Source organism: Curtobacterium sp. B8 (genome assembly GCF_000333315.1).
In the GTDB taxonomy this organism is placed as follows: domain Bacteria; phylum Actinomycetota; class Actinomycetes; order Actinomycetales; family Microbacteriaceae; genus Curtobacterium; species Curtobacterium luteum.
Window position 1 is genome coordinate 1 of the sequence record NZ_BACW01000026.1, and the last position, 13,610, is coordinate 13,610.

At 72.1% G+C, this 13,610-nt stretch carries 11 protein-coding genes; 5 read left to right on the top strand and 6 right to left on the bottom strand.

Features of this window, described 5'->3' with window-relative positions; all coding sequences use genetic code 11:
• The first annotated feature begins 239 nt into the window (after positions 1-239).
• Both I59_RS00605 and I59_RS00615 read left to right on the top strand, forming a co-directional pair.
• The gene (locus I59_RS00605) at positions 240-1,904 is read left to right on the top strand and encodes an HAD family acid phosphatase (RefSeq protein ID WP_022902212.1); all 1,665 of its coding nucleotides are present in this window, start codon (positions 240-242) and stop codon (positions 1,902-1,904) included.
• Positions 1,905-2,282: 378 nt separating this feature from the next.
• Positions 2,283-3,617, top strand: coding sequence for a lipopolysaccharide biosynthesis protein (locus tag I59_RS00615; protein ID WP_022902214.1), 1,335 nt, complete (start codon positions 2,283-2,285; stop codon positions 3,615-3,617).
• Here the strand turns inward: I59_RS00615 and I59_RS00620 are convergent.
• Positions 3,534-4,478, bottom strand: coding sequence for a TerC/Alx family metal homeostasis membrane protein (locus I59_RS00620; protein WP_042726333.1), 945 nt, complete (start codon positions 4,476-4,478; stop codon positions 3,534-3,536). The two genes, I59_RS00615 and I59_RS00620, sit on opposite strands and share 84 nt — an antisense overlap.
• Positions 4,479-4,874: 396 nt before the next feature.
• Here I59_RS00620 and I59_RS00625 point away from each other — a divergent pair, with 396 nt between their 5' ends.
• A complete protein-coding gene (locus I59_RS00625) occupies positions 4,875-5,897 on the top strand; it encodes an LLM class flavin-dependent oxidoreductase (protein WP_022902216.1) in 1,023 nt (340 codons plus the stop codon).
• Between the two features lie 158 nt (positions 5,898-6,055).
• On the opposite strand, the gene I59_RS00630 is transcribed toward I59_RS00625, so the two are convergent.
• Both I59_RS00630 and I59_RS00635 read right to left on the bottom strand, forming a co-directional pair.
• Positions 6,056-6,736 (bottom strand): response regulator, encoded by a 681-nt coding sequence (locus I59_RS00630; RefSeq protein WP_022902217.1) that lies wholly within the window; start codon positions 6,734-6,736, stop codon positions 6,056-6,058.
• Positions 6,733-8,436 (bottom strand): ATP-binding protein, encoded by a 1,704-nt coding sequence (locus I59_RS00635; protein ID WP_022902218.1) that lies wholly within the window; start codon positions 8,434-8,436, stop codon positions 6,733-6,735. The genes I59_RS00630 and I59_RS00635 overlap by 4 nt, the downstream gene beginning before the upstream one ends.
• Positions 8,437-8,627: 191 nt before the next feature.
• Between I59_RS00635 and I59_RS00640 the strand changes: the two genes are divergently transcribed.
• Positions 8,628-10,091 (top strand): cation:dicarboxylate symporter family transporter, encoded by a 1,464-nt coding sequence (locus I59_RS00640; RefSeq protein WP_022902219.1) that lies wholly within the window; start codon positions 8,628-8,630, stop codon positions 10,089-10,091.
• Between the two features lie 117 nt (positions 10,092-10,208).
• Here I59_RS00640 and I59_RS00645 read toward each other — a convergent pair whose 3' ends face one another.
• A complete protein-coding gene (locus I59_RS00645) occupies positions 10,209-11,096 on the bottom strand; it encodes an NAD-dependent epimerase/dehydratase family protein (RefSeq protein WP_022902220.1) in 888 nt (295 codons plus the stop codon).
• Positions 11,097-11,173: 77 nt separating this feature from the next.
• Here I59_RS00645 and I59_RS00650 point away from each other — a divergent pair, with 77 nt between their 5' ends.
• Positions 11,174-11,752, top strand: coding sequence for a TetR/AcrR family transcriptional regulator (locus tag I59_RS00650; protein ID WP_022902221.1), 579 nt, complete (start codon positions 11,174-11,176; stop codon positions 11,750-11,752).
• 58 nt (positions 11,753-11,810) lie between these two features.
• On the opposite strand, the gene I59_RS18785 is transcribed toward I59_RS00650, so the two are convergent.
• Together I59_RS18785 and I59_RS00660 are read right to left on the bottom strand one after the other, a co-directional pair.
• Positions 11,811-13,091, bottom strand: coding sequence for an acyl-CoA dehydrogenase family protein (locus tag I59_RS18785; protein ID WP_261976476.1), 1,281 nt, complete (start codon positions 13,089-13,091; stop codon positions 11,811-11,813).
• Between the two features lie 14 nt (positions 13,092-13,105).
• Positions 13,106-13,610, bottom strand: a 505-nt coding sequence (locus tag I59_RS00660; protein WP_022902222.1) for an AmiS/UreI family transporter, incomplete at its 5' end; no start/stop codon positions are given.

A 13,610-nucleotide genomic window follows, 5' to 3' on the forward strand; every position in this document is an offset into this window, starting at 1 on the left:
GTCCTCCTGACGGGACCGGTTCTCCGACGAACCGGAAGGGATGCCGTAACCATCGCGAGCAGGCACTGAACCCGTGCTGAAGCGAACTGAAGCCCGCTTCAGCGCACCGAACCGCGGCCGTCGTTCTTCCTCGCCACGTCCGCAACCAGTACCACCCCGGTACTGGACTCTGGGCGTTCTCCCAGCTACCGTCGTCGTGCCCCCTTCGAGGGCCACTCCACCGATCGAAAGCGACACCGATGCCCTTCCCGATCCGCCGCACCGTGCTCGTCACCACGACCACGGCCGCGCTCGTCGCCGGCTCCGTCCTGACCGGCAGCCTCTCCGCCAGCGCACACCCTGCGCACGACCACGGCCACCACGACGGCCACCTCACCCCGCGCACCTCGTTCACGATGGCGGCCGACGGCTCCTCCGGTGCGACGCAGGGCGGCGAGGGCATCCCGAACATCGACTCCGTCAAGAAGACGATCGCCACGTACTACGGCGACCCCGGCACCGGCATCGCGGACAAGGTCGACAGCCCGTACATCCGCGAGATGCGGTCGATCATGACGAAGCAGACGAAGGAGCTCCGGGGCGAGTACCGCCGCGCGGTCGCGAAGCACGAGAAGCCCGCGATCGTCCTCGATGCCGACGACACCACGCTGTGGACGTACGACATGGAGGTCGCGGACATGCACTTCGTGTTCTCCCCGACCGAGCAGGACGTCTGGGTCCAGGACCAGCGCTTCCCGGCCGTGCCCGCGATGGTGTCGTACGTGAACACCGCGAAGGCGATGGGCTTCACGATCTTCGGCCTCACCGGCCGGAACGACGACCAGAAGGCCGCGACGATCGCCAACCTCGAGAAGGTCGGCTACCAGGGCTTCACCTCGGACCACTACTTCACGAAGTGGACGGGCAAGGGTGCGTCCCAGCAGCCGTCGTACGTGCAGTGCGCCGCGGCCTCGTGCACCACCGTCGAGTACAAGGCGCTGACCCGGAAGCACATCGAGCAGGACCTCGGCTACACGATCGTCGACAACCTCGGCGACCAGTGGTCCGACCTGCAGGGCGGGTACGCCGAGGAGCAGGTCAAGCTCCCGAACCCGACGTACTTCCTGCCGTCCACTGACCTGCCCGGGCTCAGCGAGCCCCGGCTGGTACCGCGCACGCACTTCCGGATGGCGGCCGACGGCTCCTCCGGCGCGACGCAGGGCGGCGAGGGCATCCCGAACATCGACTCCGTCAAGAAGACCATCGCCACGTACTACGGCGACCCCGGCACCGGGATCGCGGACAAGGCCGACAGCCCGTACATCCGCGAGATGCGCTCCATCGTGCGGAAGCAGGTGCCGATCGTCGCCACGCAGTGCGCGGTGGCGTCGCGCCACCACCGCAACCCGGCCATCGTCCTCGACGCCGACGACACCACCCTGTGGACGTACGACATGGAGGTCGCGGACATGCACTTCGTGTTCGACCCGACGCTCCAGGACGAGTGGGTGCAGGACGAGCGCTTCCCGGCGACCCCGTCGATGACCTCCCTCGTGTCCGTCGCGGAGCGCTCGGGCTGCACGATCATCGGGCTCACCGGCCGCAACGAGGCGCAGCAGACCGCCACGATCGAGAACCTCCAGAAGGTCGGGTACCCGCAGTTCGCCGCCGAGCAGGACGGCAACCGCACGTACTACACGAAGTGGACCGGCACGGGCGCCTCGCAGCAGCCGTCGTACATCTCGTGCGCGACCGCGAAGTGCACCACGATCGAGTACAAGTCGCAGACCCGCGCGCACATCGAGTCGCGTGCCGGCGGGCACTACGACGTCGTGGCGAACTTCGGCGACCAGTGCAGCGACCTCATCGGCGGCTCCGCCGACCGGAGCGTCAAGCTGCCGAACCCGACGTACTACCTGCCCTGATCCGCGACCAGGCACCGGACGGGAGGCCCGTGGCGGACCCGCCACGGGCCTCCCGTCCGTCCCGCGGTCGCGCCGCGCGCCTCCCGGCCCACGGTCCCGTCGCGGCCCTCCCGTCCGTCCCACGGTCGCATCGCGACCGACGCTCCACGAGTCCTCAGGCTCCGCTTCGGAAGCACCCGTCGCCCACAGGTCCGGCGGCCTACCGTCGGAGCCGACCTGGAGGACACACCATGAACCTGGACGGCTTCGACGTCCCGACGCTCATCATCTTCTGCGTGGCGGCGGCCGTCGTCATCGGCGGACTGCTGTCCAGCCGACGTCGGCACTGATCCCCCTCGTCGGACGGGTGCACCCGTCGGCCGGTACGCTCCTGTACCCGTGAGCAGCGAACCGCCGACCGCTCCGGGCCCGCGGTCCGGGGTCGCGTCCGCGGCCCTGCTGTCGACCGTCGGGATCGGCGTCCAGGGTGCCGCGAAGCTGATCCTCACGGTCGTCATCGGCCGGGTGTTCGGCACGGAGGCGCTCGGCCAGTCCTCGGCGCTCCTCTCGCTCGCCGTCTTCGCCGCCCTGCTGTGGCCGTCCGCCGCGGGCAACACGGCGTCTCGCTCCCTCGCGATCGCGATGCGCAACGGCCGGTCGGACACCGCCGTGAACCGACGGCTCGGCGGCTCGATGCTGCTCGCGTCCGTCGTGCTCGCAGCGCTGACGGTCCCGGTCGCGATCGCATGGGGCAACGGCCCCGGCACGGTCCTCGGTGGTGTGTCGGTCGTCGTCGGCTACGGACTCTACGTGTACGCCCGCGGCGCGCAGCTCGGCCACGACCGCCCACGGCGCGTGGCGGTCTGGGACGCGCTGACGAGCACCCTGACGCTCGCGCTGCTCGTCCTCGCGTGCGTGACCCGGGCCGAGCCCGTCGTGCTGCTCCCGCTCGGCATCGGCTACACGGTGTTCGCGGTCGCGTGCTGGCCGCGCGGGACGGCAGGGACCGCCGGGCAGCAACCCACCCGGGGCGTGCTGCGGTTCGCCGCCTGGAACGTCCTCGCCGGCCTCACCACGAACGGTCTGCTGCAGCTGGCCATGATCACCGCCCAGGTGAGCGCATCACCCCGAGACGCAGGCGTGTACGCCGCCGCGTTCTCACTGGCCACGCCGGCCTCGATGGTCGGACAAGCCGTCGCCCAGGTCGTCGTGCCGGCGTTCGCGCACCGGGCCGAGGAGTCGACGCTGCGGAGCCCGGGCGCGTGGCGGTTCGTGGCCGGGTTCACCGCCGCGACGGCCGCCCTGTTCGGCCTCGTCGCGCTGCTCGCCGACTGGTTCCTGCCGCTGTTCTACCCCGGCGAAGGAGTTGCCGCGGTGGCCGACCTGCGGTTCCTCGTGCTCGGCGTCTGGGTGTTCACGGTGTCGCTCGTCCCCGCCGCCCTGCTGCTCGCGGCCGGACGGTCGCGACAGGTGGCACTCGCGTCGGTGACGGGGTTCGTCGTCGGCGTCGTGCTCATGGCCGTGCTCGCGCCGACGACCGGGGTCGCAGCCGGCAGCACCGGGTTCCTCGTGGGCAGCGCCGTGAACCTCGTCGCCGTCGTCGTCCTCGGCCTCCGTCGTCCGGCGACCCCGGGCCGGGACCCGGGTGCCTCAGCGCTCGACGGGCTGGTGGCGCATCCGGAGCACGCTCGCGAGGGTGGCCCCGCCGATCGCGACGACGATCACCGCGAGTGAGGTCCACGTCCCGATCTCCGGCGCCCACGCGACGCCGTGTCCGCCGTTCAGGAACGGCAGCTCGTTCTCGTGCAGGGCGTGGAGGACGAGCTTCACGCCGATGAACGCCAGGATCAGGGCGATGCCGTACTTGAGGTAGACCAGCTTCTCGAGCAGTCCGCCGAGCAGGAAGTAGAGCTGCCGGAGCCCCATGAGCGCGAAGACGTTCGCGGTGAAGACGATGAACGCGCTCTCCGTGATGCCGAAGATCGCGGGGATCGAGTCGAGCGCGAAGAGCAGGTCGGTGGTGCCGATCGCGATGAGCACGACGAGCATCGGCGTGAAGTGCCGGTGTCCGTCGACGTGCGTGCGGAGCCGGATGCCGTCGTAGGTGTCGGTCACCCGGACGCGTCGGCGCAGCAGCCGGACGACGAACGAGTCCTGCTGCTGCTCGTCGTCGTGGTCCTCGCGGACCTGCTGGATCGCGGTCCAGATCAGCCACGCGCCGAACAGGTAGAAGATCCAGGAGAAGTCCTCGATCAGGCGCGCCCCGAGCAGGATGAACACCCCGCGCAGGACGAGCGCGATGATGATGCCCATCATGAGCACGGCCTGCTGGATCGGCTTCGGCACGGCGAAGCGCGCCATGATGATGACGAAGACGAACAGGTTGTCGATGCTGAGGCTGTACTCGGTCAACCAGCCGGCGAGGAACTGCCCGGCGGCGTCGCCCCCGGCGAACACCAGCATCGCCAGCGCGAACAGCAGCGCCAGGCCGACGTAGAAGCCGACCCAGAGCCCGGACTCCCGCATCGTCGGTTCGTGCGACCGCCGGGCGACGATCACCAGGTCGGCGAGCAGGATCGCGACGACGACGACCATCGACCCGATCTCGAACACGATGGGCAGGTCCGGCACGCGACGTCCTTCCGTGACCGACGACCTGCTCCACCCGAGCGGGGGGCCGTCCGGCACCTGCGCGATCCTACCCGTGGAAGCGTTCAGGTCCGACCGGCGGCCATCGCCGTGGACGGTCCGGGACGGGATCACCGACGGGGAACGCGGGAACCGAGGGCGCCGTCCCGGCCCGAGCAGGGTGACTCGAGGGCCGGGACGGCATCGCGGTGGCGAGCCCCGGGCGTTCGGGTCGGCCGGTCGGCTCGTCCACCGCCGACTCTACCGGTCCGCAGAACGGCGGACGGACCGACCTGTCTACCCAGAACGGGGGGCAACACCGTCCAGCCGGTCCGTGTCAGTGCGGTCTGCCACCATCGGACCATGCCCCCCGACGGACGTCCCCTCGAACGACTCGGCTTCCTCACCATCGGGTCGTTCGACCCCGCCGACCCCGCTGCCGGCCACGAGGAGACGCTCCGGGTCATCGAGCGTGCGGAGTCCCTGGGGATGGACAGCGCGTGGCTGCGACACCGGCACCTGCAGCACGGCATCTCCTCGCCCGTCGCGCTGCTCGCCGCCGCCTCGCAGCGGACCTCGTGGATCGCGCTCGGCACCGCGGTCACCCCGATCGGCGCCGAGAACCCGTTCCGGCTCGCGGAGGACCTCGGGACCGTCGACGTCCTCCTCGGCGGACGGCTGCAGCCCGGGTTCTCCTCGGGGACGCCGATGCACTTCGACCTCTACCGCGAGGCGATCTACCCCGACACCGCCGATCGGGAGGACTTCGGCGACACCCGACTGCTGCGCTTCCGCGACCTCGTCCGCGGCGACGCCGTCACCGCGTCGACCGAGCGCCGTGGCATCGAGGAGTTCGCGACCTCGGTCCAGCCGCACAGCCCGGGGCTCGTCGACCGCCTCTGGTACGGCACCGGCAGCACGCGGTCGGCCGTGTGGGCGGCGGAGCACGGCTTCCACCTGCTCACCTCGAGCGTCACGCGCAGCGAGGTCGGCACGGACTTCGCGACGAACCAGCGGGCGCAGGTCGAGGCCTACCTCGACGCGCACCCGGACCCGGCGAGTGCGCGCGTCTCCCAGGGGCTCGTCGTGATCCCCACCGACAGCGCGACGCCCGAGCAGGTCGCGCGGTACCGCGCGTACGCCGACGCGCGGTCCGGACGGGTCGGCGTGCCCCAGGGTCCCGCCGGGCTGCTCTTCGCGGCGGACCTCGTCGGGACCTCGGCGGAGATCGCCGACCGGCTCCGTGCCGACGCCGGCTACCAGGTGGCGACGGAGGTCGCCTTCGCACTGCCGTTCTCCTTCGGTCCCGACGACTACGCCCAGATCATCGGCGACATGGCCGAGCACCTCGGCCCGGCGCTGGGGTGGACCCCGCAACACGGCTGACGGTCCGAACAGCGGCCCCCGTGGCGCGCAGCGCCCCGTCGCCCGCGCGACCCGGCCGGGAGGCACGACACGCGTCCGACGCGCACCGCGCCTCCCGGCCGTGGCCGGCCGGACGACCGCGACCGACGCTGCCGGTCAGCCCACGACGGCGCGCGCCGTCACCGCAACCAGCGGTACGCGTACTCCGGTCGCCCCGGACCACTGTGCCGCACGTCCTTCCCGGCCTGCCCCGCCGCGATGAGGTGCTCCAGGTAGCGCCGCGCCGTGACCCGGGAGATGCCGACCGCCTCGGCGACCTCGGACGCCGAGGCGGCCTCGGTGGCGCGCACCAGGACCTGCTGGACCGCGTCCAGGGTCTCGCGGGCGATGCCCTTCTCGTGGTCCGGTGGCGTGGTGGGACGCAGCGACCCGAGGCTCTGGTCGATGTCGGCCTGCGTCAGCGTCCGGCGGTCCTCGAACCGGCGGCGGAACTCGCGGTAGGTGGTCAGGCGTTCGGCGAACGTCCGGAAGCTGAACGGCTTGACGAGGTACTGCACGATGCCGAGCGCGATCGCGTTCTTCACGCCGCGGGCGTCCCGGGCGGCGGTCACCGCGATGACGTCGACGGCGGACCCCGCGGAGCGGAGCGCGCGGACGAGCTGCAGCCCGTGCGCGTCGGGCAGGTCGAGGTCGAGCAGCACGAGGTCCGGCTGCTCAGCCGCGACCGCGGCCAGCATCGCCCGCCCGGTGGCGGCCGAGCCCACGACGGTGAAGCCGTCGAGGCGCGCCACGTACGCGGCGTGGGCCTCGGCGGTCAGGGGCTCGTCCTCGACGATGAGGACCCGGATCGCCCCGCTCACGTCCGGACGCGTCCGGGGTCGAGCTCGACCACGAAGGTGCTTCCGTCCGGGCCGGTGGTGACGCCGACCCGGCCGCCGAGGCGCGTCACGGTGGAGCGGACGAGGTCGAGGCCGATCCCCCGTCCTTCCGGACCGGACGGCTTCGTCGACCATCCGCGCGCGTAGGCGGCCTCGACGTCGGGGATGCCGGCCCCGTCGTCGCGCACGACGAACCGGCTGCTCCCGTCCGCGGAGCACACCGAGACCGAGACCCGACCCGGGCCGTCGGCACCCGCGGCGTCCACGGCGTTGTCCACCAGGTTGCCGAGCACGGTGATGACGTCGTTCGGCTGCGCGTCGACGGGATCGGCCAGACCGGCGGTGTCGATCGTCAGGGTGACACCGCGCTCGTGGGCCTGTGCCCGCTTGCCATCGAGGACGGCGGCGATCACCTCGGGTGCGGTGCCGGTGTCCGGCGCGTGGACGGTGTCCGTTCCCGGCGCGTGGACGGCGGCTGCGCCGGCGCGCGCCGGCGCGTCGAGGTCGCCTGCGTCTGCGTCGTCGCTGCCCGGGTGCCGGGGCGAGGGAGCCGTCCGGGTGTCCGCGTGACGGTCGATCTCGTCGGACGCGAACCGGACGGCCTCGTCGACCCGCCCCAGTTCGAGGAGCGCGACCACCGCGTGCAGGCGGTTCGCGAACTCGTGGGTCTGGGAGCGCAGCGCGTCGGTGAGCGTGCGGGTGGCCGCGAGTTCGCCCGACAGGTGCAGCAGCTCGGTCTGGTCGCGGATGGTCGCCACGGTGCCGAGCGGCCGGGAGGACGCCCGGGAGAACGCCATCTCCTGGTTGACGACGAGCACCCGGTCGGGCGCGACGTACGTCTCGTCGACGGCTCGGTCCCCCGACGCCAGCAACGTCCGGAGGTTGTCGGGCACGTCCAGTGCGGCGAGCGGGATCGGTCCCTGGGCCTCGTCCGGTGCCGGCAGGTGCAGCAGCTCCGCCGCGCGGTCGTTGTGCAGCACGACGTGTCCGGAGCGGTCGATGACGACGAGGCCCTCGTGGACGGAGTGGAGCACGCCCTCGTACGAGGCGAACACCCGTGCGAGCTCCTCGGGCCCGCGCCCGGCGGTGACCCGGGCCAGGTACCGGCTGAGCAGCCACGAGAAGAGCGCCGACACCGCGACCACGGCGAGCGCCAGGAGCACGACCGAGACCAGCCGGGGCAGCAGGGCGGAGGAGATGTTCGCGACCGTCACGCCCGCGGCCACCAGCCCGATGACCCGGCCGCCGTCGTCGGTGATCGGGGTGACGGCACGGACGGACGGACCGAGGGTCCCCGCGAACGTCTCGGTGAAGGTGGTCCCCGCGAGGGCCGGCGCGATCGTGCCCCGGAACGGTCGACCGAGCTCGGCGCGGTCAGGGTGGGTCCACCGGGTGCGGTCCGGCGCCATGATCGTGATGAAGTCGGTGTGGGTCCGACGCATCAGGTCGAGGGCGTACGGCTCCAGCCGTGTGGACGGGTCCGCGGAGCGCGCCTGCTCGACCACGAACGGGTTGCGGGCGATCGAGACGGCGACCGCGGTCGACTTCTCCGCGGCGTCCGTCTCGAGGTCCGCGCGGGCGGACGCCCAGCTCCAGGCACCGCCGACGACGACGCCGACGACCACGAAGACGAGCTGCAGGGCGAAGAGGCGCGTCGCGATGCTCCACCGTCTCGGTGCCACTGTCCAGCCCTCCTCGCCTCGTCGCGGGAACACCCCATCCTCGCGTACGCCGGGCGTTCCCGCAGCACCGGCGTGAACGCAATGAACACAAGTCGACGTGCGCGGCCGTCCCGCGCGAGGGTGGCTGCGTCTCCGAACAGGACGAGCCGACCGGAGCGACGACGCACCGGTCCTGACGACAAGGAAGTCTCATGGCATCGACGCACCCGTCCAACACCCGCCCCGTGCGGCGTCGCGGTCTGGACCGTTCGCACTGGCTCTACATCGCCGTCATCGCCGCGGTCGCGGCCGGCATCGTGGTCGGACTCGCGGCCCCGGCCTTCGCGGTGGGGCTGAAGCCGATCGGCGACGGCTTCATCGCCCTCATCAAGATGATGATCGCGCCGGTGATCTTCTGCACGATCGTGCTCGGTGTCGGGTCGATCGCGAAGGCGGCCACCGTCGGCAAGGTCGGCGGTCTGGCCCTCGGGTACTTCATCGCGATGTCGACGTTCGCGCTCGCGATCGGCCTCGTCGTGGGCAACCTGATCCACCCCGGCGACCACCTCGACATGTCGAAGGCGACGTACGAGCTGCCCGCCGGCTCCGAGGAGGACGCGTCGTCGACCTCGGGCTTCCTGCTCGGCATCATCCCCGCGACGCTCGTGTCGTCGCTGACGAGCGGCAGCATCCTGCAGACGCTCTTCGTCGCCCTGCTCGTCGGCTTCGCGCTGCAGGCGATGGGAGAGAAGGGTGCGCCGATCCTCACCGGCATCCGGCACCTCCAGGCGCTCGTGTTCCGCATCCTCGCGATGGTGATGTGGGCCGCGCCGATCGGTGCGTTCGGAGCCATCGCCGCCGTGGTCGGTGCGACCGGCGTCGCCGCGCTCGTCGCCCTGGGCACGCTGATGGTCGCCTTCTACATCACCTGCATCGTGTTCGTCGTCGGGGTGCTCGGCGTCCTGCTGCGGGTCGTCACGGGCATCAACATCTTCCGGCTCATGAAGTACCTCGGCCGCGAGTACCTGCTCATCGTCTCGACCTCGTCCAGCGAGGTCAGTCTGCCGCGCCTCATCGCGAAGATGGAGCACCTCGGGGTGTCGAAGCCCGTCGTCGGCGTCACGGTGCCGACCGGGTACTCGTTCAACCTCGACGGCACGGCCATCTACCTGACGATGTCGTCGCTCTTCATCGCGAACGCCCTCGGCACGCCGCTGAACCTCCCCGAGCAGATCTCGCTCCTGGTCTTCATGATCATCGCGTCGAAGGGCGCTGCCGGGGTCACCGGAGCAGGGCTCGCGACCCTCGCCGGCGGTCTGCAGGCGCACCGCCCGGACCTGGTGAACGGCGTGGGGCTCATCGTCGGCATCGACCGGTTCATGTCCGAGGCGCGTGCCCTGACCAACTTCACCGGCAACGCCGTCGCCACGGTGCTCGTCGGCACGTGGACGCGGCAGATCGACAAGCAGCAGGTGGAGCGGGTGCTCTCGGGTGCGGTGCCGTTCGACGAGCGCACGATGTCCGCCGACGGCCACGGCGCACCGGGGGCCGGGTCGGCGCCCGAGGCCGCGGGGTCCCCGGCCGACGAGCGCATCTCGACCGAGGCCGTCCGCACGATCGTCGACCCCGACCGGACCACCACCGCGCGGACCACCGCCTCCGCGGACCGACGGTGACCGGCCAGCTGCACGCCGTCGGCACGCGCCGCGGCGCGTGATCACGGACGCCAGGCCCGGATCACCGTGCGCCGACCGGCGGCGGTGATCCGGGCCTGGCGTCCGTTCCGCCGGCCGTCAGGCAGTCGCCGTGTAGTGGCCGGCGTCGAGGTCGCTGATGAGCGTGGGCCCGGTCGGTTCCCACCCGACCAGGGCGCGCGTCCGCGCGCTCGATGCCGGCTGGTCACCGCCCAGCAGCGCGCCGAAGACCCCGAGGGTGGACGGGTCGACCGCTGCCGGCGGCAGGCCGGTCCGGCGAGCGATCGACTCGGCAACGGCCCGCATCGGGACGCCCTCCTCCGCGACCGCGTGCAGGACGGAACCCGCTGGAGCCGATTCCAGTGCGAGCCGGAACAGGCGTGCGGCGTCGGTGACGTGCACCGCCGGCCACCGGTTCGCGCCCTCGCCGACGTACGCGGCGACCCCGAGCTGGCGGTCGAGCTGCACGAGTGACGCGATCAGCCCGTTGCGGTCCCCTGCGCCGTGGACCGTCCGCGGCATCCGGACGATGCCGGCCCGCACGCCCTGCTCCGCGAGCGCGAGGACAGCGGTCGTCGTGCGGGCCCTGGCACCGGCTGGTCCGTCCGGGTCGAGCGCGTCGGCCTCGGTCGCAATCCCGTCCGCGTTCGTCGGCGTGCCGGACGCCGCGAAGACGGCCGTCCCACTGCCGGCGAGGGCCGCACCCAGGCGAGCCGACAGCGCGACCTCGTTGTCGATGGTCGCCTCGAACTCGTCGAAGTCGAGCGTGAACGCCAGGTGCGCGACCGCGTCGGCACGACGAGCGTGCTCGACGACCAGGTCGTGGTCGGCCACGTCGCCCAGGACGGCCTCACCCCCGACCGCGCGGATGCGGTCCGCGGAGGCATCCGACCGGGCGAGTCCGACGACCTCGTGCCCGTGGGCGACGAGGTCCGCGGTGAGGGCACGGCCGATCCATCCGGAAGCGCCGGTGACGAAGACCTGCATGATGACTCCTGTCCATGAGACTTGGTATCGTCACCGTACACCTGATGAGACCGAGTCGCATCGGTTAGCATGAGGGCGTGGCACGATGGCAACCGGATCCGCGAGGTCGACTCCTCCGCGCAGCGCTGGACCTCTTCGCCGAGCAGGGCTACGACGCGACGACCGCCGCGCAGATCGCCGAACGCGCCGGCCTGACGAAGGCGACGCTGTTCCGGCAATTCCCGGACAAGCGGGAGATCCTGTTCCAGGGTCAGGCCGCGACGCTCGAGACCATCCGTCGTGTCGTCCGCGACGCCCCTGCGGACCTGACCGACCTGGCCGTGGTCGACGCGGTGCTCGATGCCTTGACCGCCGCCCACACCCCGGAACAACAGGACATCGGTGCCGCGATCACCGCGTTGACGCGAGCGCACGAGGCACTCCGGGAGCGGTACGTGTACAAGCGGTTCGTCGTCACGGAGACCCTCGAGGTCGCGCTGCGCGGACGGGGCGTCCCCGGCCCCCGCGCCGCACTGCTCGCGGAGACGAGCATCCGGGCGTACTGGGACGGGTTCACGGTGTGGACGACCGCTCAGGCGGGGGCTGCACTCGGCCCGTTCGTGCACGATGCCGTGCGCGCCGTGCGCGAGGCCGCGACGGAAGTGACCCGGCTCTGACGGCACCCCCTGGCGGACGCTGGTGGGGCGGCGCGTGACGACGGACGCCAGGCCCGGATCACCGTGCGCCGACCGGCGGCGGTGATTCCGGCCTTCCCGTTCGCTCCGTCCGCGGCTCAGGCGCGGCGGGTCGCGCCGATCGCCCAGACGCGCGGCGGTTCGACGCCGTTGACGGCGTGGTCGCCGATGATGCGCGCCTGAAGACCCACGGGTTGTGGCTGCCCGCGGTCCGGGCGTTGCGCCAGTGCCGGTCGAGGTTCTTCGTCGTGCTCACGCCGGACGCGGCGAGCGCGTCGAAGAGGTGCGACGTCGCCGTCGTCGCGAGCGACGTGAGCGCGACCTGTGCCTGCGCGGTCGCGAGTTCGGCGCGGTCGTTGCGGCGCTCGTCCTCGGCCTCGTCGAGCGCGGCGCCCTCGTACGCGGACTGCAGCGCCTCGGCGGCACGGTCCACGATGGCCGCCGCTGCGAACCCGGCCGCGGAGACCTCACCGACGACCTGCAGGATCTGCGGGTCCGCCGCGAACGTGTCGGCGTTGCCGTGCGAGAAGACCCGGTTGCGGTTCCGGACCTGCAGGGCGATCTCGCGTTCGGCGGCGAGGACCGATCCGGCGAGGACCGTGAGGAGCACCGCCTGGTAGTAGGCGGTCTGGTACTTGAACCGGTCGTCGAACGGGATGACCGCGTCGGCCTGCACGACGGCGTCGGTGAAGGTGCTCGTGCCGGAGCCGGTGGTGCGCTGCCCGAAGCCGTCCCAGTCGTCGCCGTGCGTGACCCCGGGCTGGTGTGCGTCGACGATGGCGATGACCCGCTCGCCGGTGTCGGTGCGCTCGGCGTAGGTGTCGATCCAGTCCGCGAAGATGCTGCCGGTCGAGTAGTACTTCTGGCCGGTGATGCGGAAGGTGCCGTCGGGCTGCGGGGTCACCTTCGTGATGACATCGCCGATCTGCACGGCCCCGACCTCGGTCCAGGAGTTGCCCGCGATCTCGCCGCGCCCGAAGCGCTCGAGCCAGGCGTCGCGTTCCCCGGAGCGGCCGACGAGGCGGTCCTCGACGAGGGCGAAGTGGCCACGGAGCGCCTGCGGGATGTTGCTGTCGGCGGCGGCCAGCTCGGTGAGCAGCCGGAACAGCTGGGGCAGCGTCGCGCCGGCGCCGCCGAAGGCCACGGGGACCCGGACGGCACCGAAGCCGGCGGCCGCGAGTTCGCGGATCTCGTCGTGGGGCAGGCGGTGCTCCTGCTCGCGGGCGCTCGCGCCGGCGGCGATCCGGTCGAAGATCGGCCGGAACCGACCCGCGAGGGCCTCGTAGTCGACGACGGTGTCGGGGGTGGCGGTGGTGGTCACGGTGGTTCCTCCGGTCAGGCGGTGGCGGTGGGTGCGGGGGTGACGACGGCCGGGGTGGTCGACGCGGGTTCCTGCTGCCGTGGGCGGCGTGCGAGGACGGCGGCGCCGACGAAGACGAGCGCTGCGACGAGGAGAGCGCCGACGGTCCACCCGGTCCCGCTCGGCCACCGGCCCGCGAGGCCGAGCAGCGCCGGCACGGTCGTCGTCGTCTGGCTCGCGAGCACGAGCGCCCACGCCGTGGAGCGGCCGATCGGTCGGCCGAGCGCCAGCAGCACGAAGAACAGCGACCAGAGTCCCGCCCACGTCGCCCACAGGACGGCGAGCACGGGGTCGACGGTGGCGTTCGTCACGGCGAAGACGACCGCGACGGCTGCGACCAGACCGCAGAACCAGCCGAGCCCGGTCGACCCGAGGCCGGCGAGCGCGTCGAGGCCGACGTAGAGGTAGGTCAGCCCGAAGAGGAACGTGCCCCAAATCGCGAGCAGGGCCGGCAGGGACCCGTCAGCGGAGACCGCGACG